This is a genomic window from Bradyrhizobium sp. CCBAU 51765, assembly GCF_015291725.1.
GTDB classification, from domain to species: Bacteria; Pseudomonadota; Alphaproteobacteria; order Rhizobiales; family Xanthobacteraceae; genus Bradyrhizobium; species Bradyrhizobium liaoningense.
Genome location: NZ_CP030038.1, coordinates 901537 through 928339, shown reverse-complemented (window position 1 = coordinate 928339; position 26803 = coordinate 901537). Strand labels below are relative to the sequence as shown.

At 65.1% G+C, this 26803-nt stretch carries 30 protein-coding genes; 10 read left to right on the top strand and 20 right to left on the bottom strand.

All coding sequences use genetic code 11. The features are described from left to right. Positions 1-67 precede the first annotated feature (67 nt). Together hemA and XH96_RS04300 are read left to right on the top strand one after the other, a co-directional pair. Positions 68-1297 carry a 5-aminolevulinate synthase gene (gene hemA / locus XH96_RS04305; protein ID WP_194394030.1) on the top strand — a complete coding sequence of 410 codons (1230 nt, stop codon included), beginning with the start codon at positions 68-70 and terminating at the stop codon, positions 1295-1297. 376 nt (positions 1298-1673) lie between these two features. Continuing rightward, positions 1674-5183, top strand: a complete 3510-nt coding sequence (locus tag XH96_RS04300; protein ID WP_194391206.1) for a PAS domain-containing hybrid sensor histidine kinase/response regulator — start codon at positions 1674-1676, stop codon at positions 5181-5183. 10 nt (positions 5184-5193) lie between these two features. Here the strand turns inward: XH96_RS04300 and XH96_RS04295 are convergent, their stop codons facing one another. The 4 genes from XH96_RS04295 to XH96_RS04280 all read right to left on the bottom strand — a co-directional run bounded on the left by XH96_RS04295 (position 5194) and on the right by XH96_RS04280 (position 8156). After that, positions 5194-6018 (bottom strand): SDR family NAD(P)-dependent oxidoreductase, encoded by an 825-nt coding sequence (locus tag XH96_RS04295; RefSeq protein WP_194391205.1) that lies wholly within the window; start codon positions 6016-6018, stop codon positions 5194-5196. A 17-nt stretch (positions 6019-6035) separates the two neighbouring features. Then, complete coding sequence (locus XH96_RS04290) at positions 6036-6599, bottom strand: cytochrome P460 family protein (RefSeq protein ID WP_194391204.1); 564 nt, start codon at positions 6597-6599, stop codon at positions 6036-6038. 73 nt (positions 6600-6672) lie between these two features. Next, on the bottom strand, positions 6673-7701 hold the full coding sequence (locus XH96_RS04285; RefSeq protein WP_194391203.1) for an alpha/beta fold hydrolase: 1029 nt from the start codon (positions 7699-7701) through the stop codon (positions 6673-6675). A 35-nt stretch (positions 7702-7736) separates the two neighbouring features. Beyond that, entirely contained in the window at positions 7737-8156 is a 420-nt protein-coding gene (locus tag XH96_RS04280) for an organic hydroperoxide resistance protein (protein ID WP_194391202.1), read from the bottom strand. 140 nt (positions 8157-8296) lie between these two features. Here XH96_RS04280 and XH96_RS04275 point away from each other — a divergent pair, with 140 nt between their 5' ends. Beyond that, positions 8297-8608, top strand: coding sequence for a hypothetical protein (locus XH96_RS04275; RefSeq protein WP_194391201.1), 312 nt, complete (start codon positions 8297-8299; stop codon positions 8606-8608). Positions 8609-8647: 39 nt separating this feature from the next. Here XH96_RS04275 and XH96_RS04270 read toward each other — a convergent pair whose 3' ends face one another. Continuing rightward, entirely contained in the window at positions 8648-9319 is a 672-nt protein-coding gene (locus XH96_RS04270) for a response regulator transcription factor (protein ID WP_194391200.1), read from the bottom strand. Positions 9320-9669: 350 nt separating this feature from the next. Here XH96_RS04270 and XH96_RS04265 point away from each other — a divergent pair, with 350 nt between their 5' ends. Continuing rightward, complete coding sequence (locus tag XH96_RS04265; RefSeq protein ID WP_194391199.1) at positions 9670-11295, top strand: MFS transporter; 1626 nt, start codon at positions 9670-9672, stop codon at positions 11293-11295. Positions 11296-11358: 63 nt separating this feature from the next. Here the strand turns inward: XH96_RS04265 and XH96_RS04260 are convergent, their stop codons facing one another. Genes XH96_RS04260 through XH96_RS04250 form a run of 3 tightly spaced genes read right to left on the bottom strand, consistent with a single transcriptional unit; the run spans position 11359 to position 12640 of the window. Continuing rightward, positions 11359-11832, bottom strand: a complete 474-nt coding sequence (locus XH96_RS04260; RefSeq protein ID WP_194391198.1) for a secondary thiamine-phosphate synthase enzyme YjbQ — start codon at positions 11830-11832, stop codon at positions 11359-11361. Positions 11833-11840: 8 nt separating this feature from the next. Then, positions 11841-12356, bottom strand: a complete 516-nt coding sequence (locus tag XH96_RS04255) for a hypothetical protein (RefSeq protein WP_194391197.1) — start codon at positions 12354-12356, stop codon at positions 11841-11843. A gap of 41 nt (positions 12357-12397) precedes the next feature. Continuing rightward, a complete protein-coding gene (locus XH96_RS04250) occupies positions 12398-12640 on the bottom strand; it encodes a hypothetical protein (protein ID WP_194391196.1) in 243 nt (80 codons plus the stop codon). Positions 12641-12715: 75 nt separating this feature from the next. Between XH96_RS04250 and XH96_RS04245 the strand changes: the two genes are divergently transcribed. The 5 genes from XH96_RS04245 to XH96_RS04225 all read left to right on the top strand — a co-directional run bounded on the left by XH96_RS04245 (position 12716) and on the right by XH96_RS04225 (position 15358). Continuing rightward, on the top strand, positions 12716-13090 hold the full coding sequence (locus tag XH96_RS04245; RefSeq protein WP_194391195.1) for an AtpZ/AtpI family protein: 375 nt from the start codon (positions 12716-12718) through the stop codon (positions 13088-13090). Between the two features lie 111 nt (positions 13091-13201). Continuing rightward, positions 13202-13951 (top strand): F0F1 ATP synthase subunit A, encoded by a 750-nt coding sequence (locus tag XH96_RS04240; RefSeq protein ID WP_194391194.1) that lies wholly within the window; start codon positions 13202-13204, stop codon positions 13949-13951. Between the two features lie 53 nt (positions 13952-14004). Next, entirely contained in the window at positions 14005-14235 is a 231-nt protein-coding gene (locus tag XH96_RS04235) for a F0F1 ATP synthase subunit C (RefSeq protein WP_007599451.1), read from the top strand. 65 nt (positions 14236-14300) lie between these two features. Continuing rightward, entirely contained in the window at positions 14301-14867 is a 567-nt protein-coding gene (locus XH96_RS04230; RefSeq protein WP_194391193.1) for a F0F1 ATP synthase subunit B, read from the top strand. Between the two features lie 5 nt (positions 14868-14872). Next, positions 14873-15358 carry an ATP F0F1 synthase subunit B gene (locus tag XH96_RS04225; RefSeq protein ID WP_194391192.1) on the top strand — a complete coding sequence of 162 codons (486 nt, stop codon included), beginning with the start codon at positions 14873-14875 and terminating at the stop codon, positions 15356-15358. Positions 15359-15528: 170 nt separating this feature from the next. Here XH96_RS04225 and XH96_RS04220 read toward each other — a convergent pair whose 3' ends face one another. The 5 genes from XH96_RS04220 to XH96_RS04200 all read right to left on the bottom strand — a co-directional run bounded on the left by XH96_RS04220 (position 15529) and on the right by XH96_RS04200 (position 20836). After that, positions 15529-16179: a hypothetical protein gene (locus XH96_RS04220; protein WP_194394029.1), complete on the bottom strand. Its 651-nt coding sequence runs from the start codon at positions 16177-16179 to the stop codon at positions 15529-15531. A gap of 133 nt (positions 16180-16312) precedes the next feature. Beyond that, the gene (locus tag XH96_RS04215; protein ID WP_028178162.1) at positions 16313-16900 is read right to left on the bottom strand and encodes a GNAT family N-acetyltransferase; all 588 of its coding nucleotides are present in this window, start codon (positions 16898-16900) and stop codon (positions 16313-16315) included. Positions 16901-16937: 37 nt separating this feature from the next. Further along, complete coding sequence (locus XH96_RS04210) at positions 16938-18227, bottom strand: pitrilysin family protein (protein ID WP_194391191.1); 1290 nt, start codon at positions 18225-18227, stop codon at positions 16938-16940. Beyond that, the gene (gene thrC, locus XH96_RS04205) at positions 18224-19642 is read right to left on the bottom strand and encodes a threonine synthase (protein ID WP_194391190.1); all 1419 of its coding nucleotides are present in this window, start codon (positions 19640-19642) and stop codon (positions 18224-18226) included. The genes XH96_RS04210 and thrC overlap by 4 nt, the downstream gene beginning before the upstream one ends. A 549-nt stretch (positions 19643-20191) precedes the next feature. Beyond that, positions 20192-20836 (bottom strand): response regulator transcription factor, encoded by a 645-nt coding sequence (locus tag XH96_RS04200; protein ID WP_124161277.1) that lies wholly within the window; start codon positions 20834-20836, stop codon positions 20192-20194. A gap of 86 nt (positions 20837-20922) precedes the next feature. On the opposite strand from XH96_RS04200, the gene XH96_RS04195 reads away from it, so the two are divergent. Then, the gene (locus tag XH96_RS04195) at positions 20923-22263 is read left to right on the top strand and encodes a histidine kinase (protein ID WP_194391189.1); all 1341 of its coding nucleotides are present in this window, start codon (positions 20923-20925) and stop codon (positions 22261-22263) included. A gap of 1 nt (position 22264) precedes the next feature. Here XH96_RS04195 and XH96_RS04190 read toward each other — a convergent pair whose 3' ends face one another. The 7 genes from XH96_RS04190 to XH96_RS04160 all read right to left on the bottom strand — a co-directional run bounded on the left by XH96_RS04190 (position 22265) and on the right by XH96_RS04160 (position 26749). Continuing rightward, positions 22265-22630, bottom strand: a complete 366-nt coding sequence (locus tag XH96_RS04190; protein WP_194391188.1) for a nuclear transport factor 2 family protein — start codon at positions 22628-22630, stop codon at positions 22265-22267. A gap of 116 nt (positions 22631-22746) precedes the next feature. After that, positions 22747-23499, bottom strand: a complete 753-nt coding sequence (locus tag XH96_RS04185) for an SURF1 family protein (protein ID WP_194391187.1) — start codon at positions 23497-23499, stop codon at positions 22747-22749. Next, positions 23496-23897: a DUF983 domain-containing protein gene (locus XH96_RS04180; protein ID WP_194391186.1), complete on the bottom strand. Its 402-nt coding sequence runs from the start codon at positions 23895-23897 to the stop codon at positions 23496-23498. Before XH96_RS04180 ends, XH96_RS04185 begins: the two co-directional genes overlap by 4 nt. A gap of 96 nt (positions 23898-23993) precedes the next feature. Further along, the gene (locus tag XH96_RS04175) at positions 23994-24890 is read right to left on the bottom strand and encodes a cytochrome c oxidase subunit 3 (protein ID WP_194391185.1); all 897 of its coding nucleotides are present in this window, start codon (positions 24888-24890) and stop codon (positions 23994-23996) included. Positions 24891-24967: 77 nt separating this feature from the next. Next, positions 24968-25627 carry a cytochrome c oxidase assembly protein gene (locus XH96_RS04170; RefSeq protein WP_194391184.1) on the bottom strand — a complete coding sequence of 220 codons (660 nt, stop codon included), beginning with the start codon at positions 25625-25627 and terminating at the stop codon, positions 24968-24970. 5 nt (positions 25628-25632) lie between these two features. Next, positions 25633-25797 carry a hypothetical protein gene (locus XH96_RS04165; RefSeq protein WP_060737279.1) on the bottom strand — a complete coding sequence of 55 codons (165 nt, stop codon included), beginning with the start codon at positions 25795-25797 and terminating at the stop codon, positions 25633-25635. 7 nt (positions 25798-25804) lie between these two features. Next, positions 25805-26749, bottom strand: a complete 945-nt coding sequence (locus XH96_RS04160) for a heme o synthase (RefSeq protein WP_194391183.1) — start codon at positions 26747-26749, stop codon at positions 25805-25807. Positions 26750-26803: the final 54 nt, after the last annotated feature.

The window sequence follows — 26803 nt, the reverse complement described above, 5'->3', positions numbered from 1 at the left end:
ATTGGAGCTCGAAAAGCTCTAAAAAATGAGCGGCCGTCATGGCCGGGTTCCGTTGCAGGTCTTGCCGATGGATTACAACCAGTTCTTCAATTCCGCTCTCGATCGTCTCCATACTGAGCGGCGCTATCGCGTGTTCGCCGACCTCGAACGCACGGCCGGCCGGTTCCCGCACGCGGTGTGGCACTCGTCCAAGGGCAAGCGCGACGTCGTGATCTGGTGCTCCAACGACTATCTCGGCATGGGCCAGCACCCGAAGGTGGTCGGCGCCATGGTCGAGACCGCGACGCGCGTCGGCACCGGTGCCGGCGGCACCCGCAACATTGCCGGCACGCACCATCCGCTGGTCCAGCTCGAAGCCGAGCTCGCCGACCTCCACGGCAAGGAAGCCGCGCTGCTGTTCACCTCGGGCTATGTCTCGAACCAGACCGGCATCCCCACAATCGCAAAGCTCATTCCGAACTGCCTGATCCTCTCGGACGAGCTCAACCACAATTCGATGATCGAGGGCATCCGGCAGTCCGGCTGCGAGCGGGTCGTGTTCCGCCACAATGACGTTGCGCATCTCGAAGAGCTGTTGAAGGCGGCTGGCCCGAATCGGCCGAAGCTGATCGTCTGCGAGAGCCTCTATTCCATGGACGGCGATGTCGCGCCGCTCGCCAGGATCTGCGATCTCGCAGAGACGTATGGCGCGATGACCTATGTCGACGAAGTCCACGCCGTCGGAATGTACGGCCCGCGCGGCGGCGGCATCGCCGAGCGTGACGGCGTCATGCATCGCATCGACGTTCTCGAGGGCACGCTCGCCAAGGCGTTCGGCTGTCTCGGCGGCTATATCGCCGCCAATGGCCAGATCATCGACGCCGTGCGCTCCTATGCGCCGGGCTTCATCTTCACCACCGCGCTGCCGCCGGCGGTCTGCTCGGCCGCGACTGCCGCGATCAGGCACCTGAAGAGCTCGAACTGGGAGCGCGAGCGCCACCAGGACCGCGCCGCCCGCGTCAAGGCAATCCTCAATGCCGCCGGCCTGCCCGTCATGTCGAGCGACACCCACATCGTGCCGCTGTTCGTCGGCGATCCCGAGAAGTGCAAGCGGGCCTCCGACCTCCTGCTCGAAGAGCACGGTATCTACATCCAGCCGATCAACTATCCGACCGTCGCCAAGGGCACCGAGCGCCTGCGCATCACGCCCTCGCCCTATCACGACGACGGCCTGATCGATCAGCTCGCCGAAGCGCTGCTCCAGGTATGGGACCGCCTCGGCCTGCCGCTGCGCGAGAAGTCGCTGGCAGCGGAGTAGGGTTCTTGCCCTCCCCCTCCAGGGCCCCTCCAGGCAGGGCAATCGCATTTGAATATTGCAGAGGTCGTCATGCCCGGGCTTGTCCCGGGCATCCACGTTCTTTGTGCTGCGTGGAAAGGCGTGGATGGCCGGGACAAGCCTGGCCATGACGCGGTGGAAACAGTCGGTATCCATATGGCCACATCTCATATGCGATAGCCCTGCACCCTCCAGGGGAGGGTAGGCGCCCGTGGGTGCACGCTCGCACCTTAACGACGCCGCCAGTTCCCGCCGCCGCCCGGCATTTCGCTGTCGCTTGCGACCGTCCAACGCGCTAGGTTTGCAGGGAAAATGAGCACGGGCGCTGGTAGCGCCCAGGGAGAGAAGCACGCTCACCATGCTGCACGACTGGGGCGTGATCGCCGCCGCGTTCGGTTATATCGGCTTCCTGTTCCTGGTGGCGAGCCATGGCGACCGCCGCTCGCCGGCCGGGCGCGGTCGTGCCTCCGGGCTGATCTATCCGCTGTCGCTGGCGATCTACTGCACCTCCTGGACCTTCTTCGGCTCGGTCGGCTTCGCCACCCGCACCTCGACCGACTTCCTCGCGATCTATCTCGGTCCGATCCTGATGATCGGGTTAGGGGCCGGCGTGCTCCGCCGCGTGATCCAGCTCGCCAAAACCCACAACATCACCTCGATCGCCGACTTCATCGGGGCCCGCTACGGCAAGAGCCAGGCGGTGGCAGCGACCGTCGCGCTGATGGCAATCATCGGCTCGGTGCCCTACATCGCGCTCCAGCTCAAGGCGGTTGCCTCCTCGCTCGAAACGATCCTGAGCGAGGACCAGGCCTTCTCCCACATCCCGATCGTCGGCGACGTCGCGCTGATGGTGACGCTGTCGATGGCCGCCTTCGCGGTGCTGTTCGGCACGCGGCAGACCGATGCCACCGAGCACCAGCACGGCCTGATGCTGGCGGTCGCGACCGAATCCATCATCAAGCTGATCGCCTTCCTCGCCGCCGGCATCTTCGTCACCTTCTGGATGTTCTCGCCGCATGAGCTGATCGAGCGCGCGATGAAGACGCCGGAAGCGGTGCGCGCGATCAACTACTCGCCGTCGATCGGCAACTTCCTGACCATGACGCTGCTGTCGCTGTGCGCGATCATGCTGCTGCCGCGTCAGTTCCACGTCAGCGTGGTGGAGAATTCCTCCGATGCCGAGGTCGGCCGCGCGCGATGGCTGTTCCCGCTCTATCTCGTCGCCATCAATCTGTTCGTGATCCCGATCGCGATCGCCGGCCTCGTGACCTTCCCGTTCGGCGCCGCCGACCCCGACATGTACGTGCTGGCGCTGCCGATGGAAGGCGGCGCCGATCTGCTCAGCGTCGTCATCTTCGTCGGCGGCCTGTCGGCGGCGACCGCGATGGTGATCGTCGAATGCGTCGCGCTCTCCATCATGGTCTCGAACGACCTCGTGGTGCCGCTGGTGCTGCAACGTCGGCCGGAGGGGCGCGCCGGCGGTGCCGATTTCAGCGACTTCCTGCTGCGCTCGCGGCGGCTCGCGATCTTCGCCATCATGGTGATGGCCTATTTCTACTATCGCGCGCTCGGCAATACCCAGCTCGCGGCCATCGGTCTGCTTTCCTTTGCCGCCATCGCCCAGCTTGCACCGAGCTTCTTCGGCGGGCTGCTCTGGCGGCGCGCGACCGCGCGCGGCGCCATCGGCGGCATGCTGGTGGGCTTTGTGGTGTGGCTCTACACGCTGTTCATTCCGAGCTTCATGGATTCCTCGACATCAGGCATCATGCTGCTCCAGCACGGCCCGTTCGGCATCGAGGCGCTGCGGCCGCAGGCGCTGTTCGGCGCCGACCTGCCGCCACTGATGCACGGCGTCATCTGGTCGCTGTCGCTCAACATCCTGACCTATGTGCTGCTGTCGCTGGCGCGCCAGCCGTCGTCCATCGAGCTGTTGCAGGCCGATCTGTTCGTGCCCAATACGCTCGCACCGATCTCCCCGAGCTTCCGCCGTTGGCGCACCAGCATCACCGTGCAGGACATCCAGACCACGGTGGCGCAATATCTCGGACCCGACCGGGCGCGGCATTCCTTCGAGGCATTCTCGGCGCGGCGAAACGTGCGGCTGGAGCCCGGAGCACCTGCCGATTTCGAGCTGCTGCAGCACGCCGAGCACCTGATCGCGTCCTCGATCGGCGCGGCCTCCTCCCGCCTCGTGATGTCGCTGCTGCTGCGCAAGCGGACGGTCTCCGCCAAGGCAGCGCTGAAGCTGCTCGACGACTCCCACGCGGCGCTGCATTTCAACCGCGAGATCCTCCAGACCGCGCTCAACCACGTGCGCCAGGGCATCGCCGTGTTCGATGCCGATCTGCAACTGATCTGCTCCAACCGGCAGTTCGGCGATCTCCTCAACGTTCCCCCGCATCTGATCCAGTTCGGCACGCCCCTGCGCGAAATCCTGGAATTCATAGGCGTGGGCGATCCGGAGCATCCGCTCGAGAGCGAGGCCCTGCTGGAGCGGCGCCTCGCCGCCTACACCACCGACAGCGAGCCTTATCTCGAACGCCTGCCGGAACGCCACATGGTGATCGAAGTGCTCACCAACCAGATGCCCGGCGGCGGCTTCGTCATCACCTTCACCGACGTCACGCCCACTTTCGAAGCCGCGGAAGCCCTGGAGCGCGCCAATGCAACGCTGGAAAAGCGCGTGCGCGATCGCACCGAGGAGCTGACGCGGCTGAACTCCGAGCTGGCATTGGCCAAGAGCGCGGCAGAAGACGCCAGCATCTCCAAGACGCGCTTCCTCGCTGCCGCCAGCCACGACATCCTCCAGCCGCTGAACGCGGCGCGGCTCTATGTCACGAGCCTGGTCGAGCGTCAGCACGAAGGCGAGGAGACGCGGCTGGTCGAGAACATCGACGAATCGCTGCAGGCCATCGAGGAGATCCTCGGCGCGCTACTCGACATCTCCAGACTCGATGCCGGCGCGATGACGACCTCGATCTCGAGTTTCAAGATGGCCGATCTGATGCGCTCGCTGGAGATCGAGTTCGCGCCGATCGCGCGTGCCAAGGGCCTGGAGCTCAACTTCGTGCCCTGCTCGCTGCCGGTCGAGTCGGACCGGCTCCTGCTGCGGCGCCTGCTCCAGAACCTGATCTCGAACGCGATCAAGTACACCCCGCGCGGCCGCGTGCTGGTCGGCTGCCGCCGCCGCGGCACCTCGCTCAAGATCTGCGTCTACGACACCGGCGTCGGCATCCCCCCGGTCAAGCGCGGCGAGATCTTCAAGGAATTCCATCGCCTGGAGCAGGGGGCGCGGATCGCGCGCGGCCTGGGGCTGGGGTTATCGATCGTCGAGCGGCTGGCACGCGTGCTCAAGCACGGCATCGCCATCGACTCCAATGCCAGCGGCGGCTCGGTGTTCTCCGTGACGGTGCCGACGGCGAAGGCGATCACCCATACCGCGGCCGTGACCAGCGCGACGCCGTTGGCGCGCACCCCGATCTCTGGCGCGCTGATCGTCTGCATCGAGAACGATGCGGCGATCCTCGACGGCATGCGCACGCTGCTCAAGGCCTGGGACGCCGAGGTGATCGCGGTCGCCGACCCCGAAGGCGCGATCGCCGCAATCGAAACAGCCGGACGGCGCGTCACCGGCCTGCTCGTCGACTATCACCTCGATCGTGGCAACGGCATCGCCGCCATCCGCGAGATCCGCCGCCGCTTCGGTGACACCATCCCTGCGATCCTGATCACCGCCGATCGCAGCCCCGCCGTGCAGGTCGCCGCGCGGGACGAGAAGATCGCGGTGCTCAACAAGCCCGTGAAGCCGGCTTCGCTCCGTGCCCTGCTGGGTCAGTGGCGCACACAGCAGATGGTGGCGGCGGAGTGAGACGCGCGGGTCAGTAGTCGGTCGATAGGCTGAGCGCGCGCCACCTCTCCAATTCCTCGAGACGAAGCCGGTCCGCCGCCGCAATGGCGTTCACGGCGTCGCTGCCGAGCGCAATCCGCAGGGGTGGGCGATCCATGTCGACGAGCTTCAACATGACGGCTGCAGCCTTGGCCGGGTCGCCGGGCTGGCGGCCATCGTAATCGCGCTGCATCCTGACGGCGGCGCCAACGACCGCGTCGTACTCCGACCGGCCCTCGCCGGCCGCATGCGCGGCCCGGGCAAAGCCGGTGCGAAAGCCGCCGGGCTCGACGATCGTCACGCTCACGCCGATCAACGCCATCTCCCGCGCCAGCGATTCCGAAAAGCCCTCGATCCCCCATTTCGCGGCCGAATAGGCTGCGCGGGCCGGAGCACCAATGCGCCCGCCGACGGATGAGACCTGCACAATGTGCCCGCGGTGCTGCCGACGCAGCACGGGAATCGTCGCCTTGGTGACGATGATGGTACCGATCAGGTTGACCCCGATCTGATGACGGAACGTCTCGAGGCTGGTGTCCTCGACCGATCCGAGATCGCCGTAACCGGCGTTGTTCACGACCACATCAATGCCGCCAAATGTCTGCACGGCGAGGCCGACCGCTGCTTGCGCTGCCGCCTCGTCGGTCACGTCGAGGGTTGCAAGCCGAAGCCTTTCGCCGAAGCGCTCAAGCAGCGGTTCAAGCGGTTTTGGGTCCCGGGCCGACGCAAGCACGCGATCTCCCGCTGTGAGCGCGGCTTCCACGATGGCCCGGCCAAGCCCGCGCGAACTGCCGCTGATGAACCATGTCTTCGACATGACGGTCTCCGGATGGCTCAGGGCGCAAGGCGCGTGAAGACGTAATCGCGGCTCCTGACGCGGGCCTCGTGGCAGGCGAAGCAGGTGCGATGCTGGGCCTCGTCCACCGGCCTGCCGTTGATGAAACGGCCGAACCCCCAGCCGCCGGTGGCAGCGTATTTCTTGGAATCCTTGACCATCACCTGGACCGTGGTGGCGGCGCCGGGAATCGTTGCGGACGCGAACTCCGGCGATTGCCTCCGCTTCCAGGCGCGCTTGACCAGAATGGTGCCGTCCGGGAACGGGAGTTTCCCGGCCTGATAGGCGTCGATTGCGGCCTGGTTGCCGACCACAGCGCGAAGCTCGTCGAGTGGCGCCGCCTCCTCGGCCGGCGCGACGAGCTCCCACTGCTTGTAGCCTTGCGGAATCGTGACGCCGAAGATCGGCGACGCATCCGCCGCGCTCAGATCCGCCGGCCCCTCTGCGGAGGCGATCGTGACGAGATACGGCACGCAGGTCAGGAGCACGACAAGCAGGACCACCGTCAGCACGATCATCGTGGCATAGAAGGACTTCTTTTTTCCAGGTTCGGTTGACGACATGATGTTCTTCAAGCTGGGATCAATGGGGCGATCCTCGATCCAGCCCGGCTGGACCGAGGGCGCTGACAGATGCTCAGGCACCATCGGCATCGATGACGGCCTTGGCAAAGGCTTGTGGTGCTTCCTGCGGCAGATTGTGGCCGATGCCACCGGTGATCAGGCGAAACTCGTAACGGCCCGAGAATTTCCTGGCATACGCGCTCGGATCGGGATGCGGCGCGCCGTTGGCGTCACCTTCCATCGTGATGGTCGGCACGTCGATGACGGGAGCCGCCGCGAGCCTCTCTTCGAGATGTTCGTGCTTCGCCTCGCCGCGGACGAGCCCGAGCCGCCAGCGGTAATTGTGGATCGTGATCGCGACATGATCCTTGTTGTCGAGCGCCGCCGCGCTGCGATTGAAGGTGGCGTCGTCGAACTTCCATTGCGGCGAGGCGAGCTTCCAGATCAGCTTGGCGAAATCGTGCGTGTACTTCTCGTATCCGGCGCGGCCGCGCTCGGTGGCGAAGTAGAACTGGTACCACCATTGCAGCTCCGCCTGCGGCGGCAACGGCGCATTGCCGGCAGCCTGACTGGAAATCAGATAGCCGCTGACCGACACCAGTGCACGGCAGCGGTCGGGCCACAGCGCGGCGATAACGTCCGCGGTGCGCGCGCCCCAGTCGAACCCGGCGACGACGGCTTTCTTGATATCGAGCTTGTCCATCAGCGCGATGATGTCGACGGCCATCGCCGCAGGCTCGCCGTTGCGCGGCGTCTCACTGGAGAGAAAGTGCGTCGTGCCGTAGCCGCGCAAATAAGGGACGATCACGCGATAGCCGGCCTTCGCCAGAATCGGCGCGACATCGACGAAGGCGTGAATGTCGTAGGGCCAGCCGTGCAGCAGGATCGCGACGGGACCGTTCGAGGGCCCTACCTCCGCATAACCGACGTTGAGAACGCCGGCGTCGATCTGCTTGATCGCCCCGAAGGACGCATTCGATGCGGAGGATCGGAGCGGTTCCGTCTCGGCGCGTGCGAGATCGATCACGCCGAGGCCGACGGCGACGGCTCCTGTGGCGATGCCGAGAAACTGGCGGCGGTGCTCATCGATGATCTGCTTCATGGCGTTGCGACCTCCTGGTGGTTGATGATGCTGCGTCAGACCAGCGCGACCGTGACGTCGATGTTGCCGCGGACGGCCTTGGAGTAGGGGCAGGTTTGATGCGCTTCAGCGACCATGCCCTGTGCGGTCTCGCGATCGAGACCCGGCAGGCTGACATTGAGGCGCGCCCGAAGGGCATAAGTGCCTTCATCGAGAAGAAGATCGATTTCCGTATCGATCGCACTTTTTCTGGGAAGCACGATTTTCCGCTCGCGGGCGGCCATTTCCATCGCGTCTTCAAAGCAGGCCGACCAGCCGGCTGCGAACAATTGCTCGGGATTGGTGCCGATGCCTGCGCCACCTGACGGCGACAGCCTGACGTCCAGGCGGCCGTCGGAACTGCGCGACAGGCCGTCGTGCCGCCCGCCGCGGGTGTGCGTCCGGGCCGTGTGGAGCAGTTCTGCCGCTGGCGTCATGAAAGTCTCCTTGGCGCTGCGCAACCAACTATCAGCGGCGCGCCCGGGAGACGCGTTTAGACTTGTGAGAAGTTGTGAGGCCGGCCGAGAACCTGTTACGAGGCTTGCAAACGCGGTCTGATGCCGAGGCAAAGCCGGCCTTGCTGGATCGCTACCTGCTGGCTATCCGGCGATGGCCGGAACAGGCCGGCAGTACATGGGCGGCGACACCGAACGCCGACGAACGGGCGATCCACTTCTCCGCGCTTCACAACGTGCGTGCCGCGCTGGACTGGTGTTTTGGCGCGGTTGGCGACGCCGGCACCGGCATTGCGCTCGCCGCCGCGGCAGCGCCGATCTTCCTCGCGATGTCCCTCTTGATCGAAGGCCGGCGCTGGTCGGAACGACGGTGCAAACCGCACAACGGCGAGCGATGTGCGGCCGGGACGACGAATACAAATGTGAGATGCTGACACCGCCTTGATGGGCCGCTCAGCGCATGCCGCCGCGGCTCACCCCGTCGGCGTGCCCTGCGTCCACTGGCCGCCGGCGATCTTTGCGGCGGCGATGACGGCCTGGGTGCGGCTTTCGACGCCGAGCTTTTGCAGGATCGCCGAGACATGCGCCTTGATGGTGGCCTCGGAGACGCCGAGCTCATAGGCGATCTGCTTGTTGAGAAGGCCCTCCGACAGCATCATGAGGACCCGGACCTGCTGCGGAGTCAGCGTCACCAGGCGGTCGCGCAGGCGCGTCATGTCGGGGTCGGCCGCGACGGACAGGTCGGTGTCGGCGGGAACCCAGACGTCGCCGTCCATCACCTTGAGGATGGCGTCACGCAACGTCTCGACGCCGAAACGCTTTGGAATGAAACCGGAAGCACCGAAATCGAGCGAGCGGCGGATCGTGGCGCTGTCGTCCGAGGCTGAGACGATCACGACCGGAATCGCCGGATATTGCGCGCGCAGATAGATCAGGCCGGAAAAGCCGGAGATCCCGGGCATCGAGAGGTCGAGCAGGATCAGGTCGACCTCCGAGGTCTGTTCCAGCAGCCCGGTCAGCTCCTCGAAGGATCCGGCCTCGTCGATCCTGGCCGACGGGAGAACACCCGCCACCGCCTGTCGCAGCGCATCGCGGAACAAGGGATGGTCATCGGCGATGACGAGGTGGGTTGAGGGAGCGTTCATCGTTCTCTTGCTGTCGTTCGCGCCGGCCGGCGAACAGATCCGGCGGGTGCGTCAATTCTTCCCCGAGCGGCCGTGGCATGCAAGTGCACATTATCCCTTTGCTGCAAAGGGGTTAATCCCAGCCCTCACGGTTCGCGCGCCGGTGCCCGATACCACACCGTGTGTGTGCTGCGCGCCAGTGCGCAAGGCCGAAAGTCGTATTGGGGCGAGTTTCACGCCGATGTTACCTTGTCGCCAAGGCCCAGGCTGATCCGGCATGTCCGGACATCTGGGGCGCGAGGAAACGATTTCATTTCGGGGAGCGACTCAACATGTCGACAGTGGCTGTGTCTCAAGCGGGCGCGGGGGGGATGACAAAGGACGAACGGTTCGTCATTCTCGCCTCCTCGCTCGGTACCGTGTTCGAGTGGTACGACTTCTATCTCTACGGTTCGCTGGCAAGCATCATCGGCGCGCAGTTCTTCTCGGCCTATCCGCCCGCAACCCGCGACATCTTCGCGCTGCTGGCGTTCGCCGCAGGCTTCCTGGTCCGCCCCTTCGGCGCGATCGTGTTCGGCCGCATCGGCGACATCGTCGGCCGCAAATACACCTTCCTCGTCACCATCCTGATCATGGGTCTGTCGACCTTCATCGTCGGCCTGCTGCCCAATGCCGCCACCATCGGCATCGCGGCCCCGATCATCCTGATCGTGCTGCGCCTCGCTCAGGGTCTGGCGCTCGGCGGCGAATACGGCGGTGCGGCGACCTACGTCGCGGAACATGCGCCGAACGGCAAGCGCGGCTATTATACCTCCTTCATCCAGACCACGGCGACTCTCGGCCTCTTCCTGTCGCTGCTCGTGATCCTGTTCACCCGCACCGCGACAGGCGAAGCGGACTTCGCCGCCTGGGGCTGGCGCATCCCGTTCCTGGTCTCGGTGCTGCTGCTCGGAATCTCGGTCTGGATCCGGCTTCGCCTCAACGAATCGCCGATCTTCCAGAAGATGAAGGAAGAGGGGAAGGGTTCGAAGGCGCCGCTGACGGAAGCCTTCGGCAACTGGCAGAACGGCAAGCTCGTGCTGCTCGCCCTGCTCGGCGGCGTGATGGGCCAGGGCGTGGTCTGGTACACCGGCCAGTTCTACGCGCTGTTCTTCCTGCAATCGATCCTGAAGGTCGACGGCTATACCGCCAACCTCCTGATCGCCTGGTCGCTGCTGCTCGGCACCGGCTTCTTCATCGTGTTCGGCGCACTCTCCGACAGGATCGGCCGCAAGCCGATCATCCTCGGCGGCTGCCTGATCGCGGCGCTGACCTTCTTCCCGATCTTCAAGATGATCACCACCAACGCCAACCCGGCGCTGGAGAAGGCCATCGAGCAGACCAAGGTGGAAGTGGTGGCCGATCCCGCGAGCTGCGGCGACCTGTTCAACCCGGTCGGCACCCGCGTCTTCACCGCACCTTGCGACACCGCGCGCGCCTTCCTGTCGCAGTCGTCCGTCAAGTACACGACGACCTCCGCTCCGGCCGGCTCCGGCGTGAAGGTGATGATCAACGGCAAGGAAATTCCCTACACGAACGCCAAGGATAGCAACCCGGCTATCCTGGCCGCCGTGCAGGCCGCAGGCTATCCGAAGGCGGGCGACGCCGGTGTCGTGAAGATGGCGCATCCGTTCGACATCTTCCGCCCGCAGGTGGCGGCAGTCATCGGGCTGCTGTTCGTTCTCGTGGTCTATGTCACCATGGTGTACGGCCCGATCGCGGCGATGCTGGTCGAACTGTTCCCGACCCGCATCCGCTACACTTCGATGTCGCTGCCCTACCACATCGGCAACGGCTGGTTCGGCGGCCTCTTGCCGGCGACCGCCTTCGCCATCGTGGCCTCGACCGGCGACATCTATGCCGGCCTCTGGTATCCGATCATCTTCGCGTCCATCACCGTCGTGATCGGTTTCTTCTTCCTGCCCGAGACCAAGGACGTCGACATCAAGGCGACCTGATCGAAGCAGCGATCGACGACACGAACCGGCCGCGGTCTCCGCGGCCGGTTTTGTTTTGTGCGCTTACTGATTACTGCCGATGAATTGCAGCACGATCTCGCGGCGGTGCGGGCGGCTGCGATGCTCGACCAGATAGATCGCCTGCCAGGTGCCGAGCGCGAGCTTCCCGTTCAGGACCGGGACCTGGAGCGAAGTCTGCGTCAGCATGGTCTTGACGTGCGCGGGCATGTCGTCGGGCCCCTCGGTGTCATGGGTCCAGCCGGCGTTCTCCGGTGCGAGCCGTGACAGTGCGGTGGTGAGATCGACCAGCACGGAGGGATCGGCGTTCTCCTGAATCGTCAGCGAGGCCGAGGTGTGGCGGATGAACAGCGTCAGCGCGCCGTCGCGCGCGTGAACGTCCTTGATGAATTTCGTCGCTTCCGCGGTGAGATCGACGAAAGTTCGCCCGGGCGTCTGCACCGTCAACAGGGCGGTACCGATGGCCGTGGCCTGCACGGTCGATGGCACCGAACGCGTCAGCTGTTTCGCGGAGGTCATTCAAACTCTCAAATCTTGCCCGACACGTCCTTCTGCACGCGGTTGGCCATGTCGATCAGCCGCCGCCAGGCCTTTTCCAGGAACGACATCACGCGATCGACGTCCTGGTCGCTCGGCAGCGGAATCTCGATCTTGCGCTCGCCCTCGGCGGCCTTCGGCTCCGCCTTCTTCAACTGGTCGGATTTCGGCAGCGCCTCGTCGATCTTGCCCGACACCGTCGGCCCCGCCGCGAGTTGTCCCCTCAGCCTCTCGACCTCGGCCTGGAGCCTGCCGATCTCGGCGTCGAGTGCGGTCCGCTCGTCGGGCACCGCGTAGCAGGCCCAGCCGGCGTCGTTCTTGGTGCAGGTCGATACCGTGCCGGTGCGCGTGTCGAGCCGCAGCACGCCCTCGGCGATGGGCGTCATGCTGTAGCGGCCATTTTCGCCGTCGGGCGCGGATTGGGCGGCCACGAGGCCGCCGCTGACGACCATCACCGCGGCGGCCGCCGCAAGCCATGATGTTGTGGATGACGTCGCTGGTCTCATCGCCCTCTCCGCCACGGCACTGGTGCGGCTTTTGTGCAATTCTACACCCGCGTCAGGCAATCCGCCGCCAAAAACCCGCCTCTGAAATCAACGAACGCGGTGGCTTCTTTGATCCAGGCCGCGAGGCGAAAGGACAGCCGCGTCCGCCGATCGCGTGGAGACCTGCTGCGGTGCGGCGTCACGCTGTGTGCAGCGCTGCCGCACACGCCGATATCATCAAGTAAATCAGGTACATAACCGAAAGCGACGCAATCGTGACTTGGCTTGACTTGATTATGGGCCATCAGTATGGTCCGCGCGGCTTTTGAGGGTGACGGGCGCAATTTCCATTCAGCCGCAGCGTTTCGGGTCTTCGTTGCATGACACAGGGCACGGGACACGGCGAGGATGGAGATCGCGATAGATCGTCCGAGGAAGCCGCGCTTTCCGAACGGCTCGGAAGTCTTGATCAGCGGTTGTCCGAATTTCGCGACCGCCGGACCAAGACCGAGCAACCCGCAGGTGACGGTGGAGACAGAGCGGCCAGAGCCTCGGCGATGGCGCTTGGTTTCCGGTTATCCTCGGAGTTGATCGCCGGCGTCGCTGTCGGAGCGGGGATTGGCTGGGGGTTCGACCGCTTGCTGTCGACGTCGCCCTTCGGATTTATCGTGTTCCTGCTGCTGGGCTTCGTGGCTGGCGTGGTGAATGTGGTGAGAACGGCGGGCGCGGGTCAAAACAGGCGCGGCGATTCCTAGCGGATCCCACCAGGAGAGGAATGATCGTGCCGGCCTCGCCGGTACGGGCCGGCCCGGCCGGCAGACCGAGACCCGCCGGCATTGCCCGGCAGACCAAGAGATGCCGCGCTGATGAAAATCGATCCGATCCACCAGTTCAACATCGAGCCTCTCTTCACCCTGGGCCACATCGGCAATCACACGATCGCCTTCACCAATTCGTCGCTCTACATGCTGGTGGCGGTGGCGATCATCTCGATCCTGATGCTTGCCAGCGGCACGCAGCTGGTTCCCGGGCGCCTCCAGTCGGTCGCAGAAATCTCCTACGAATTCGTCGCCTCGACCATCCGTTCGACGGCCGGCGCGGAAGGCATGAAGTTCTTCCCGCTGATCTTCTCGCTGTTCATGTTCATCTGCGTCTCGAACCTGGTCGGCATCATCCCCTACACCTTCACGGTGTCGAGCCATCTGATCGTCACCGCGGCGCTCGCGCTGCTGGTCTTCTTCACGGTCCTGATCTACGGCGTCTACAAGAATGGCCTGAAATTCTTCAAGATCTTCGTTCCCCACGGCGTCCCCATCTACATCCTGCCGCTGGTCATGTTCATCGAGATCCTGTCGTTCTTCCTGCGGCCGGTCTCCCACAGCGTCCGTCTCTTCGCCAACATGTTGGCCGGCCACATCGCGCTGAAGGTGTTCGCGGGCTTCGTCGCCATGCTCGGCTTCTCGCTCGGCGCCGTAGGCTGGATCGGCGGCGTGCTGCCGCTGGCGCTCACGGTCGCGCTGACCTCGCTGGAAATCCTGGTCGCGTTCCTCCAGGCCTATGTGTTCGCGATCCTGACCTGCATCTACCTCAACGACGCCATTCATCCGGGACACTGAGCGGTCCGGGGAATTTCCACCCACAACCCCATCTTTCTTCCAAGGAGTCTAAAATGGATCCGGCAGCAGCAAAACTTATCGGCGCGGGCATCGCGTGCATCGGCATGGGCGGTGCGGGCGTCGGCGTGGGCGTGATCTTCGGCAACTACCTCGCCGCAGCCGTGCGCAACCCGTCGGCCGCTCAGGGCCAGTTCGGCAACCTGATCTTCGGCTTCGCCGTGACCGAAGCGCTCGGCATCTTCTCGCTGCTGATCGCGCTGTTGCTGCTGTTCGTTCCGCTCTGAGGACGACGTTTTTCGCGCCGTTCCAGTCCTTGGAACGGCGCGTGTGACTGCAACAGGAGAACTCCATGGCTGAGAGTCATGGCGGCGCGAAAGGTCCGGCGGCGGGCGCTCACACCGAGGCTGACGGTGGTCACCACGGTGGCGGTTTTCCGCCGTTCGAGAGCAGCAGCTTCGCTTCACAGCTGGTGTCGCTCGCGATCTTCTTCGTCCTGCTTTACGTGATCGTGTCCAAGCTCGCCCTGCCGCGCATCGGCGGTGCGATCGAGGCGCGTCAGAACAAGATCGAGGGCGACCTCGCCGAAGCGCAGAAGCTGAAGGACCAGTCCGACGCAGCGCTGAAGGCCTATGAAAGCGAGCTCGCTTCGGCGCGCACGCGGGCGCAGGCAATCGGCAACGAATCCCGCGACAAGGCGAATGCGCAGGCGGAAGCCGAACGCAAGGCGCTGGAAGAACAATTGGCAGCCAAGCTCGCCGGGGCGGAGAAGACCATCGCCTCGACCCGCGCCGCCGCCATGAGCAACGTCCGCGGCATCGCGGCCGATGCGGCAGGTCAGATCGTGCGACAGCTCACCGGCGTCGTTCCGGACGCCGCGTCGGTCAATGCCGCGGTCGATGCGTCCTTGAAGGGTTAGTCGAGATGTTCTTCGAACCTGAATTTTGGGTCGCCGTCGCCTTCGTGATCCTGATGGTCGTGTTCGGCTATCTCGGGGTCTTCAAGACGGCGATGACGGCGCTGGATCATCGCGCCGAACGCATCAAGGCCGAGCTCGACGACGCCGCGCGCCTCAAGCAGGAGGCGGCGAAGGTGCTCGCCGACTACAAGTCGCGCAGTGCCACGGCCGAGCGCGAGGCTGCCGACATCATCGCCAACGCCAGGGCCGAGGCCGAGCGCATCGGGACCGAGGCCAAGGCGAAGATGGAAGACTTCGTCGCCCGCCGGACCAAGACCGCGGAGAGCAAGATCGCGCTCGCCGAGGCCCAGGCGCTGGCCGACGTCCGCGCCGCAGCCGCGGAAGCCGCCGTCCAAGCCGCTTCCACGATTCTGTCGCAGTCGGTCAGAGGCCAGGTCGCCGACGACCTGCTCGCCAAGGGCATCAACGAAGTCAGGCAGAAGCTGAACTGAGGGGTGCGCTCTCATCAATCAAAAAGCCGGCGCGATGAGCGCCGGCTTTTTTGTTGTCTGAACGACCTCGTGTCCCGGACGCGGCGCGGCATGCAATGACGCGACGCTGAGCCGGGACCCAGTTATGCCGCGGCGTGAGCCCCGGCTCCGCAGGGGCACGAAGCCTCACCCTACTTCTTCTTCCGCGCCTTCGGCTCGGGCGCGAGCGCCTGCGGGTCGAAGCCGACATAGAAGATGTAGGAATCGGCATCCTTGGCCGAGGGCACCGGATAGCTCAGATCCTCGGCGACAAAGGTGAAGGGCACGCTGCCGCCCTCCGACATCGCGACCGTGGTCCGGTAGGCCTTCGAGGCGATCACCTTCTCACCGATGCCGCCGTGCACCACCGCGATGCGCAATGGGACGTCGACCGTAGCAGGCGCACCGGCGGGACCCGCGATGACCCGGCCCTGGATTCCGATCCGGGCGGTGATGTCGCCACCGCTCCGGGCGCATTCGCGCGCCATTTTGGTGATCGTGGCCTGGAAGCGGATGTCGTTACCGACGGCCTGCTTGCCGTTCGCACCGACGGCATAGGTAGAGGCGCCGGCGCGCACGGTGACCTGCGGGCAATCGAGCTCGTCGTCGGCCGGCTGGCCGGGCGCGGGCGCCGGATTGGGCTGCGCCGGCTCGTCCGATTTGCCGCCAAACAGGCTCTTGAAGCGGTCGCTCAAGGATTGGGCCGCCACCGGCGAGGCGCACACGAGCGCAATCGACAGCGCCAACGCGACCGCTGTCCCCCGCCGCAACGCCCTCCGCGATGACCGAAGCTCCTTCACCATCGACACCCATACTCCATCACAATATCCGGACCCAACCACCGGCCGGTCCGCGCCGTTATATCGTCAAAATCGGCGAACCCAAGGCAGCAAAAAGGTGGCAAGCAGGGAGACCTTGCCCTCACGGGATGGCGGCTCAGCCGCGGAAATCCTCGTGCAGGAGGCCGAACAGCAGGTGGTCCTGCCAGACCCCGTTGATGCAGAGATAACGGCGCGCCAGGCCCTCACGCGAGAAGCCGCACTTCTCCAGCACCCGGATCGACGGCGCATTGGTGGGGATGCAGGCGGCCTCGACCCGGTGCAGATTGAGCTCGCCGAACAGCGTCGGCAGCAGCACCCGCAGCGCGGCCGTCATGTAGCCGCGATGCGCATGAGGCTGGCCAACCCAATAGCCGATGGTGCCGGCCTGCACGATGCCGCGCCGGACGTTGGCAAGCGTAATGCCGCCGACCAGGGCGCCGTCGAGCTCACGGAAGATCAGGAAGGGATAGGAGCGGTCCGCGGCAATGTCCTCGGAATAGCGGCGCAGGCGCCGCCGGAAGCCGGACCGGGTGAGATCGTCGGACGGCCAGATCGGCTCCCAGGGCGTGAGGTAGTCGCGGCTGGTTTCGCGCAAATGAGCCCATTGCAGGAAGTCCGACATTTGCGGCGCGCGCAGCAGCAGCCCGTTGCCGCGCGGGGCGAGGGTGGCGGGTCCACTGGATGGCAGGCGAAAGAGGGCCATGGTGATGCTTTCCGGGGTGGGCTCCCTAGCACAGCTCCTAGTGCAGCCGCGCCTTGGCGCGCGCCCGGGTCAATCCTTCCGCAAAAGATACGGCCGTGTCCAGACCCCTGCCACTGCCCAATGCGACAACGGCGGGCCGGCTCCGCGACAGCAGTGCACGCGCCGCGTCCCTCGTCGATTCGATGCTGACGGCATCGATCCGGGCGACCAGTTCCTGCGCCGTCTGCGGCCGCCCATAGGCGAGCACATGCCGGGCAAGCTGCTCGGCACGGGAGGAGCAGCTCTCCAGGGCCATCAGCAGGCCCGCCTTCATCTGCGCCTTGGCCCGGGCGATCTCGGCCTCGGTCAGCGTCTCCACCGAATCATTCATGATGTCGACCACGACCTCCATCATCTCCGGCGCGTCGGCCGGGTCGGTGCCGGTATAGAGGCCGAAGAAGCCGGTGTCGGAATAAGGCGCGTGGAAGGTGTAGATGGAGTAGCAGAGGCCGCGCTTCTCGCGCACCTCCTGGAACAGGCGCGACGACATTCCGCCGCCGAGGATGTTGGTGAAGACCTGGAGCGAGAACAGCGACGGGTCGCTCTGCGGCACGCCTTCCAGCGCCAGCGTCAGATGCGCCTGCTCGAGCTCGCGATGCACCACCTTGGTGCCGCCCTTGCCGAACTGAGCGGTCTGCGGTTTCGGCCCCGGCGTCCCCTCGAAGCTGGCAAAGCGTCTCTCGACCTCGGCGACGACCTGGCTGTGATCGACCGCGCCGGCCGCCGCCACCACCATGTCGGGCCCGCGATAATGCGTCGAGAGGTAGCCGCGCAGCATGTCGCGGTTGAAGGCGCGTAGCGTCTTGGCCGTGCCGAGCAGGGAGCGGCCCATCGGCTGGTCAGGATAGCAGAGCTCGTTCAGATGCTCGAACACGACATCGTCGGGCGTGTCCTGCGCGGCACCGATCTCCTGTACGATCACGTTCTTCTCGCGCTCCAGCTCGTCGGGCTCGAAGGCGGGATTGGCGAGGATGTCGGCGAGCACGTCGAGCGCGAGCGGCACGTCGGCCTTCAGCACCCGCGCGTAGTAGGACGTGGTCTCGGTCGAGGTGCCGGCATTGAGGTCGCCGCCGACCGCCTCGATCTCCTCGACGATCTCGCGCGAGGAGCGCTTGGTCGTGCCCTTGAACGCCATGTGCTCGAGCAGGTGCGAGATGCCATGCTCGTTCGGCTTCTCGTCGCGTCCGCCGACGCCGGCCCAGACGCCGAGCGCCGCAGTCTCGAGATGGGGCATCTCGTCGGTGACGACGGTCAGGCCGGAGGCAAGTTTGGTCATCTCGACGCTCATCCGGCAACTCCTTGCTTTGCGGCGCGGCTGACCGACAGCACGAACCGCTCGACCTCGGCCTGATCGTTCTTCATCACCCTCATGTGTTCGGATTTGGTCATCAAGCCATCCAGCCAGGCCGGCAATTGCGGCCGCTGGCCGCAGGCCGCCTCGACGGCGTCGGGGAATTTGGCCGGATGGGCGGTGGAGAGCACGATGCTCGGCACCCTCGTGTCGGTGGTGTCGCGGTCCGCCACAGCGAGCGCCACGGCCGTATGGGGATCGACCAGTTCGCCCGCTTCGCGCCAGGCAGCACGGATCGCGGCCGCAGTCTCGGTCTCGTCGGCGCGCCCTGCATCGAACTCCTCTCGGATCGCGGCAAGCGTCGCATCGGGCAGCACGAAACGTCCGGACTGCTTCAGCGACTCCATCAGACGGCGCACGCCTGCTGCGTCGCGCCGGCTCGCCTCGAACAGCAGCCGCTCGAAATTGGACGAGATCTGGATGTCCATCGACGGCGACGCCGTCGCGTGCACCTCGCGCACCTCGTAGATTCCGGTCTTCAGCGTCCGTGCCAGGATGTCGTTGACGTTGGCGGCGATGCGCAGGGTCCGCACCGGCAGCCCCATGCGCTTGGCGACGTAGCCGGCGAAGATGTCGCCGAAATTGCCTGTCGGCACGACGAAATCGACCGCGCGCGCCGGCGCCCCAACGGCAACGGCGGAGGTGAAATAGTAGACCACCTGGGCGACGATGCGCGCCCAGTTGATGGAATTCACGCCGGACAGCGAGGTCGCATCGCGGAAACGATGGTTGTTGAACATCCCCTTCACGATCGCCTGGCAATCGTCGAAGGTGCCCTCGACGGCGAGCGCATGGACGTTGGCCGCGCCCGTCGACGTCATCATTCGCCGCTGCACCTCGGAGATGCGGCCGTGCGGAAACAGCACGATGAGATCGACATTCTCGAGTCCCGCAAAGGCTTCGACCGCTGCGCCGCCGGTATCGCCGGAGGTGGCGACCACGATGGTGGTGCGCTGGCCGCGCTTGGCGAGCACATGGTCCATCAGCCGAGAGATCAGCTGCATCGCGACGTCCTTGAAGGCGAGCGTCGGGCCGTGGAACAGCTCCAGCACGAACTGGTGCGGCGACATCTGGCGCAGCGGCACCACCGCGGGATGGCGGAAGGTGGCATAGGCCTCGTTCGCCATACGACCAAGCTCGGCGTCCGAAATCTCACCGCCGGCGAAGGGACGAATCAGGTCGACCGCGACCTCCCAATAGGGCCGGCCGAAGAAGCCGGCGATCGTCTCGGACGGGAGCTGTGGCCAGGTCGCCGGCACATACAGGCCCCCGTCGCGGGCAAGCCCGGTCAGCATCACGTCACAGAAGCCGAGTTCGGGGGCCTCGCCCCGGGTCGAGATATAACGAGTCAAACTGCCCTCCAAAGGCCGGCCGAACCGAGGCCAGGTCCTTAAGCCTTTGATCTTACGAAACTACTTGATTACAGCCAGAGGCTTTGGGCCACCATAAATTGTTTTGCGGCATCAGGAAACCGCTTCCGGCCCCTCGCGTCGCCCAATGAAAAAGGGCTGCAGCGTTTGCCGCAGCCCTTCTCTTGGAAGGTCTGTCGTTGTGTGCAGACCGGTTTGCTTCGTCGGGGCCACCGCCCGTCAAAACTGTTCTGGCAAGCTTTCGTCGGCTGTCACGAAATCGTCAAGGGCCAAAACCGTGCCGGCCGAAGAATGTTCCTATTTTTCCCGCCACGCTTCGGGCGCCGACTGACGCGGTACAGCCGGGGTCTATTTCCAACTGCGACTTTTTCCCGAATGATTGTCCGCTGCAGGAACGAATGCAGCCTCAGCCCATTGTGTCCGCGGATGGGTGTCGGCCCGTTGTCCATGCATTGCCCGGCCAACGGCGGCGTCGATCCGTCGACCGAACCGCTGCATCCTGGAGCAGCCGGTTCGGTCTCTGGCGGAAGGTCAGTTCATCCCGATTTCCACTGCGATCCGGATCAGGTCGGAGTGGTTCTTGGCGCCCAGCTTCTGCTTGAGCAGGGATGTGGTGTTGGCCACGGTTTTGTAAGAGATGCCGAGCGCCTCGGCGACCTCGACGATCTTGTCGCCGCGTCCAAGCAGGCGCAGAATCTCAAGCTCCCGCGGCGTCATCTGCGAGGCCGGATTGGCTTTGATCGCCGCACCGGAAAACGTCACGGCTTCCGCAAGCTGCGGCGAGATGAAATTGTCTCCCGCGACCACCTTGCGCACCGCTTTGAGCAGCATCCTTGGATCGTCGCCCTTGGAGACATAGCCCTGCGCTCCAAGCTCGACGGCCCGCACCACAAAGGCCGGATCGTCGTTCATGCTGAACATGATGATCTTGGCGTCGGGATCGTCCTTGCGGATGCGTCGCATCAGCTCGAAGCCGGAGACATCGGGCAGGCTGATGTCGATCACGGTGACGTCGGGCCGCTTGCTGACATAGGCGCGATGCCCGGATTTGGCGTCGCTCGCCTCGTCAATGCGAATTGAATGGTCGGACGCGAACAGGGTGCGGCAACCGGACAGCACTACCGGATGGTCGTCGACGATCAGGACCCTGGTCGCCAGCTTGGCGGTATCTTGCATCGCGCACTCTCTTGTTTTTCGACTCATAGACCGGCGGGAATAAATGGAAAGGGTAAATCCCGCCGATGCGCGTTAGAATTGGCCTAATGTGGCAACGACTTTCGTTCAGGACGCAACTGTTTCTTCCGCTCGGCGCCAGCTTTCTGGCGGCGCTGATCCTGGCGGGCGTGCTGCTCCATATATTCGCAGCGGACCAACTGGCAGCGGAGAACGAGCCCAGACGACGTTCGACAGAGGCCATCGCCGCCGCGCTCAACGACACGCTGCGCACATCGGACGATCCACGGCGGACGCTCGAGGCCTTTGTCCATTCCTTGGACACCTCCTCCGATATCCAATTCCGCGCCTTGGATGCGGGTCCCGCGCCGTCACCGAAGGACGGCCTGCACAAGCCGCATGGCGTGCCGCAATGGTTCATCGACCTTCTCGCCACCCCCGACATGGATGCGGCATCCCCGGTGACGATCGACGGCAGACGCATCGGCGATATCGTATTCCTGCAGGACATGTCGGCCGATCTGTTCGAGAAATGGATCGGCTTTCTCGCGCTCACCAGCCTGGTCGCCGTGCTGATGGTTCTTACCGGCACGATCGCCTATGTCTTGGCGGGATCCGTCCTGCGTCCTTTGCAAGATCTCGGCCAAGGTCTCACGCGGATACGACGGGGCGATTACGCCAGGCCGATTCCGGTCCGGGGTCCGCCGGAAATCCGGCAAGGCTGCGAAGAGGCGAATGCGCTGGCTGCAACGCTGGCGCAACTGAGCCAGGACAATCGCGATCTGATGCACCGGCTGGTGTCGCTCCAGGACGACGAGCGGCGCGATCTCGCCCGCGAACTGCACGACGAACTCGGACCGCTCCTGTTCAGCATCCGCGCCGGTACGATCGCGCTGGTCGAGGCTGTGCCGCCGGCGGGAAACTTCGGCAATTCCGCACAGAGCCTACTGCAATCGGTCGAGGCGCTCCAGCAGACCAATCGCCGTATCCTCGACCGGCTGCGGCCGCTCTATATCGAGGAACTCGGCCTTTCGGCCAGCGTGCATACGCTGCTCCGGACCTTTCGCAATCAGGCATCGCACATCATCCTGACCGACACGATCGACGGCGATCTGAACGTGATCGACGGGCCAGCGGCCCAAACCGTGTATCGGCTGATCCAGGAGGCACTGACCAACGTGCTGCGCCATGCCAACGCCAGCAACGCCCATGTAAGGGCGACCGTCGCCGGCGAGACACTCGCGATCGAGATCTCTGACGACGGCGGCGGTTTTCCTGCGGGCAACGTCTTCGGCCGGGGCTTGACCGGCATGCATGAGCGCGTGCGCGCGCTCAGCGGATCGCTGTCCCTGTTGCGCGTGGATGAGCGAACTTACGTCCGCTGCCGTCTTCCTGTCGAAACGACGCGGGACGCGCCGTCAGCAGGCTAGACTAGCATACGCAGCCGCCATGCGCGTTCTGGCGCGCGGGCTCGCATACCGTGCTGCGGATCTTGCCTTCCGGGTTGAAACGAAACGAAGCTTGAATGCGCAGCGCGCCGGCGACGGAATATTCGAGATCGACGCCGTGGGGCGTCGGATGGATTTCCTCCAGCCCGAAACCTGCCGACGAGAAGGCGCTGAGCCGCGGCTGCCAATAGGCTTCGAGCTCGCTCCGTCCCTGATATCGCTGCGTGCCGTTGCACATGCATTCGAGCTGGGCGTCGTCGGCATAGAGGTCGAGCAGCGCCGTGAGGTCGCCCTTCCGGCAGGCGTCCACCCAATCGACGATAATTCCCATCTGGTCGAAATCGCTCACGCCGCAATCCTGTCTGCCGCGGAAAGAACCGGCGGCTTAGGACCACACTCGTGAATATGCGCTGAACAATAAACCCCGGGCGATACCGGGTTCCCTCAAGATGGTTCCGAACAAGCTCAGCTCTGCCGCCGGCCTCTTGCCCATACGGCGAAGGCGATCAAAACGGCGCCGGCCAGCGTGAACCAGGTCACCGCATATTGCAGGTGATCGTCCTTCAGATTCACGTCGAGCGGTCCCGGGCGCGGAATGCCATTCGCGGGCGCGGGATGCTCGAGATCGATGTAGAACGGCGCGACCGTACCCCAGCCGAGCGCACTTGCGATTCCCAGGTGATCACGCACGAACCAGAGCCGCTTGTCGCGATTCTCCGCCGGCGTCAGCCAGCCGGGCGCCTCGGGAAAGCGCAGATAGCCGGTGAGCGCCACCGGTTGGCCCGTGACGAGCTTCTTCACCGCGCGGTCCTCGACGCCGCGATCCTGCATCGTGTTCGCGACGAAGCCCGCATCGATCACGACCGTCTCGCCCGTGGGTAGCCGCGCCGGCAGAAACGCCCAGGTGCCGGGGCCGGAGGCGTCCTTGCGCACCGCGGAGCCGGAGGAATAGACCATCGCATCGGGCAGGGCCGCGTAGGTGGCGGTGAAGCTGACGCGGCGGAATTCGTCGCTGGCAGGATTGAGCGCGGCCCATTGCGCAGACGGCGGCAGCGCCACGGGCGCCGCCGCGAGCCGCTCGGTGAGCGCCGCGATCAGCTCGTGCTTGGCGGTCCGGCGCTGCAGCTGCCAGACACCGAGCGCGACGAACGCAGCCGTCAGGAACAGCGTGAACAGCGCGAAGCCGGTCACGCGGGCCTTGCGCGCAGGCTCGTTCATTTCGCGCGATCGACCAAACGGCCGGGCGCCGCCTTGTGGTGGAATTGCAGCGCGATCAGCAACGACTTCATCGAGCGTAGCGGCAACAGCGTGGTGGCGAGGATCAGCGGCAGCCAGAGCACGGCATGCAACCAGTATGGCGGCTGGTACTTGACCTCGACGACCAGCGCGCAGCCGACCACGATGGCGCCGGCGAGCATGATGATGAAGATCGCCGGGCCATCGCCGGTATCGATGAAGGCATAGTCGAGGCCGCAGCGGTCGCACGCGGGCGCAAGCGTCAGGAAGCCCGCATAGAGCTTGCCCTGGCCGCAGCGCGGGCATTTGCAGGCGAGCCCGCGCATCGCGCTTTGCAGGACGGTGGTTTCGGGCTGCGGTGGGCCGGCGGTGTCGTTCATGATGGCGGACCCTATCACAGTTTCCGCCGAACGTTCGGCGGCCGGCAAGCGAAAGGGCGGCCCTGGGGCCGCCCTTTCTGATCGGTTCGATGCAACTTAGTGCGCGGCGTGGGCCATGGTCGCGGCGCCGCGTCCCCAGACGTAAATGCAGAGGAACAGGAACAGCCAGACCACGTCGACGAAGTGCCAGTACCAGGCGGCGAACTCGAAGCCGAGATGCTGCTTCGGCGTGAAATGGCCGGCATAGGCGCGGAACAGGCAGACCAGCAGGAAGATGGTGCCGACCAGCACATGGAAGCCGTGGAAGCCGGTCGCCATGAAGAAGGTCGCGCCATAGACGTTGCCGGCGAAGGAGAACGCCGCGTGGCTGTACTCATAGGCCTGCACGCAGGTGAAGAGCGCGCCGAGCACGACGGTGAGAATCAGGCCGTATTTCAGGCCCTGGCGATCGTTCTCGAGCAGCGCATGGTGCGCCCAGGTCACGGTGGTGCCGGAGGTGAGCAGGATCAGCGTGTTCAGGAGCGGCAGATGCCAGGGATCGAAAGTCTCGATGCCCTTCGGAGGCCAGGTGCCGGGGACCGAGCAGGCGCCGGGCTGCGTGCCGAGACCGCAGCCGAACACTGCATCGCGCGTCGCATGGACGGCGTCGGCCGGAAACAGCGCGGCATTGAAATAGGCCCAGAACCAGGCGACGAAGAACATCACCTCCGAGGCGATGAACAGGATCATGCCGTAACGGTGGTGCAGCTGCACGACGCGGGTGTGGTCGCCCTTGTACTGGGCTTCCTTGATCACATCGCCCCACCAGCTCGCCATGGTGTAGAGCACGCCCACGGTGCCGACGCCGAACACGATCGGCGCGGCGGAGAACATGTGGTGCATCCAGGCGATCGCGCCGACCGCCATGATGAAGGCCGAGAGCGAGCCGACGGCCGGCCAGGGAGAGGGATCGACCAGGTGATAGTCGTGATGCTTGGTGTGCGCCGTAGCCATTCCGTCTCTCTCCTCAATCCCGTGCCTGTCAGGCACTTATCCCCTTGTTTCCAACCGCCTGACCGTGAGCCCGGCGGTCAAAGATTTCCCTTGCGTTTGTCGTCCTCGCTGGCGGCGAGCGGCTTCACCACGGGGTCGCGCACCGGATAGAACGTGTAGGACAGCGTGATCGAGCTCAGCCTGTCATTCTCGTGGTCGTCGACGATCGAGGGATCGACGTAGAACACGACCGGCATCTCGCGCTTCTCGCCGGGCGCCATGGTCTGCTCGGTAAAGCAGAAGCAGTTGATCTTCTGGAAATAGGAGCCGACCGTCAGCGGCGCGACGTTGTAGGCGGCCTGGCCCGCGGTGGTGCGCGCGGCCTGGTTCGTCACGGTGTAGAAGACGGTCACGACCTGGCCGATATTGACCTCGATCTCGCTCTGCTCCGGCTCGAACTTCCAGGGCAGGCCGGGCGCGACGTTGGAATCGAAGCGCACCGATATCCTCCGCGCGATCGGGCCGGTGGCCGGCGCAGAGGTCGCGACCTGCGTCGTGCCGTTGAAGCCCGTGGCACGGCAGAACCAGTTGTAGAACGGCACCGCCGCGTAGGACGCACCGACCATCAGCGCGACCACGCCGCCGCAGATCGAGGCGACCAGCGCGTCGCGGCCGAGGCCACTGAAACCAAGGCCACCGAGACGGCGCTTCGTATCCGTCCGGTTCTGATCCCGCGATATGGTCGGCTCGTGATCCATCTTACCTACATCGGCCGCACGAGCACTGCCGGTCCCTTGACCATGGTGACGGCGAAGAACAGCACCACGAGCACACCGAGCGCGAGCGCGATTGCGATCGAACGCTGACGACGGCTCTTCCGCTGCGCCTCGGTGAGGACGATTCCATCTGGCTCGGGTTTGTCAGCCATTCCTGCCTCATGCGCCCCCAACCATCGGAGCAAGCGCCCGGTACACGACCTCGGCCAGCAGGGTCGCGAACAGCGCGAACAGATACAGGATCGAGAAGGCAAACAGCTTGCGGGTCGCGCGCAGCGACTGGCTGCGTTCGCGGCGCATATAGACGTTGATCGCGAGCACCAGCATGCCGGCGCCCAGGATCAGCGAGACGATGCCGTAGAAGGCGTCGAAATAGCCGAGCGCCCAGGGCGCCGCGGCGACCGCGATCAGCACGATGGTGTAGAGCAGGATCTGGAGACGGGTCGCGTCGGGGCCGGCGACGTTGGGCAGCATCGGAATGCCGGCGCGCGCGTAGTCGTCGGAGCGGAACAGCGCCAGCGCCCAGAAATGCGGCGGGGTCCAGAAGAAGATGATGGCGAACAGCAGCAGCGGCTCGACGTCGACCGTGCCCGTTACCGCAGCCCAGGCCACCACCGGTGGCAGCGCGCCGGCGGCGCCGCCGATCACGATGTTCTGCGCGGTCCAGCGCTTGAGGCACATCGTATAGATCACGACGTAGAAGAAGATGGTGAAGGCAAGCAGCGCGCCGGCGATCCAGTTGACGAGGATGCCGAGCGTCATCACCGAGAAGAAGGCGAGCGTCATTCCGAACGCCATGGCTTCGGGACGGGTGATTCGGCCGCGCGGGAGCGGCCGGTTCGCAGTGCGCGACATCTTGGAGTCGATATCGCCTTCGAGCGCCATGTTGAGCGCCCCGGAGGCACCGGCACCGACCGCGATGCAGAGCAGCGAAGTGATCGCCAGCACGGGGTGGAAATGCCCGGGCGCCATCGCCATCCCGACCAGGGCGGTGAAGATGACCAGCGACATCACCCGGGGCTTGAGCAGCGCGATGTAATCGCCGACCTCCGCTTCGGAGATGCGGGGATTGATGTCGATGGCGTTCTGGTCGAGGACGGACACTTAGATCTACTCGCTTCGTTATAGCACCGCGGCGCCCGTCACGGGCGCCGCGGA

Excerpts from the sequence above, each read along its gene's own strand:
- hemA (WP_194394030.1), top strand. The coding sequence starts at position 68 with ATGGATTACAACCAGTTCTTCAATTCCGCTCTCGATCGTCTCCATACT.
- XH96_RS04300 (WP_194391206.1), top strand. The coding sequence starts at position 1,674 with ATGCTGCACGACTGGGGCGTGATCGCCGCCGCGTTCGGTTATATCGGC.
- XH96_RS04295 (WP_194391205.1), bottom strand. The coding sequence starts at position 6,018 with ATGTCGAAGACATGGTTCATCAGCGGCAGTTCGCGCGGGCTTGGCCGG.
- XH96_RS04290 (WP_194391204.1), bottom strand. The coding sequence starts at position 6,599 with ATGTCGTCAACCGAACCTGGAAAAAAGAAGTCCTTCTATGCCACGATG.
- XH96_RS04285 (WP_194391203.1), bottom strand. The coding sequence starts at position 7,701 with ATGAAGCAGATCATCGATGAGCACCGCCGCCAGTTTCTCGGCATCGCC.
- XH96_RS04280 (WP_194391202.1), bottom strand. The coding sequence starts at position 8,156 with ATGACGCCAGCGGCAGAACTGCTCCACACGGCCCGGACGCACACCCGC.
- XH96_RS04270 (WP_194391200.1), bottom strand. The coding sequence starts at position 9,319 with ATGAACGCTCCCTCAACCCACCTCGTCATCGCCGATGACCATCCCTTG.
- XH96_RS04265 (WP_194391199.1), top strand. The coding sequence starts at position 9,670 with ATGACAAAGGACGAACGGTTCGTCATTCTCGCCTCCTCGCTCGGTACC.
- XH96_RS04260 (WP_194391198.1), bottom strand. The coding sequence starts at position 11,832 with ATGACCTCCGCGAAACAGCTGACGCGTTCGGTGCCATCGACCGTGCAG.
- XH96_RS04255 (WP_194391197.1), bottom strand. The coding sequence starts at position 12,356 with ATGAGACCAGCGACGTCATCCACAACATCATGGCTTGCGGCGGCCGCC.
- XH96_RS04250 (WP_194391196.1), bottom strand. The coding sequence starts at position 12,640 with ATGGCCCATAATCAAGTCAAGCCAAGTCACGATTGCGTCGCTTTCGGT.
- XH96_RS04245 (WP_194391195.1), top strand. The coding sequence starts at position 12,716 with ATGACACAGGGCACGGGACACGGCGAGGATGGAGATCGCGATAGATCG.
- XH96_RS04240 (WP_194391194.1), top strand. The coding sequence starts at position 13,202 with ATGAAAATCGATCCGATCCACCAGTTCAACATCGAGCCTCTCTTCACC.
- XH96_RS04235 (WP_007599451.1), top strand. The coding sequence starts at position 14,005 with ATGGATCCGGCAGCAGCAAAACTTATCGGCGCGGGCATCGCGTGCATC.
- XH96_RS04230 (WP_194391193.1), top strand. The coding sequence starts at position 14,301 with ATGGCTGAGAGTCATGGCGGCGCGAAAGGTCCGGCGGCGGGCGCTCAC.
- XH96_RS04225 (WP_194391192.1), top strand. The coding sequence starts at position 14,873 with ATGTTCTTCGAACCTGAATTTTGGGTCGCCGTCGCCTTCGTGATCCTG.
- XH96_RS04220 (WP_194394029.1), bottom strand. The coding sequence starts at position 16,179 with ATGGTGAAGGAGCTTCGGTCATCGCGGAGGGCGTTGCGGCGGGGGACA.
- XH96_RS04215 (WP_028178162.1), bottom strand. The coding sequence starts at position 16,900 with ATGGCCCTCTTTCGCCTGCCATCCAGTGGACCCGCCACCCTCGCCCCG.
- XH96_RS04210 (WP_194391191.1), bottom strand. The coding sequence starts at position 18,227 with ATGAGCGTCGAGATGACCAAACTTGCCTCCGGCCTGACCGTCGTCACC.
- XH96_RS04200 (WP_124161277.1), bottom strand. The coding sequence starts at position 20,836 with ATGCAAGATACCGCCAAGCTGGCGACCAGGGTCCTGATCGTCGACGAC.
- XH96_RS04195 (WP_194391189.1), top strand. The coding sequence starts at position 20,923 with ATGTGGCAACGACTTTCGTTCAGGACGCAACTGTTTCTTCCGCTCGGC.
- XH96_RS04185 (WP_194391187.1), bottom strand. The coding sequence starts at position 23,499 with ATGAACGAGCCTGCGCGCAAGGCCCGCGTGACCGGCTTCGCGCTGTTC.
- XH96_RS04180 (WP_194391186.1), bottom strand. The coding sequence starts at position 23,897 with ATGAACGACACCGCCGGCCCACCGCAGCCCGAAACCACCGTCCTGCAA.
- XH96_RS04175 (WP_194391185.1), bottom strand. The coding sequence starts at position 24,890 with ATGGCTACGGCGCACACCAAGCATCACGACTATCACCTGGTCGATCCC.
- XH96_RS04170 (WP_194391184.1), bottom strand. The coding sequence starts at position 25,627 with ATGGATCACGAGCCGACCATATCGCGGGATCAGAACCGGACGGATACG.
- XH96_RS04165 (WP_060737279.1), bottom strand. The coding sequence starts at position 25,797 with ATGGCTGACAAACCCGAGCCAGATGGAATCGTCCTCACCGAGGCGCAG.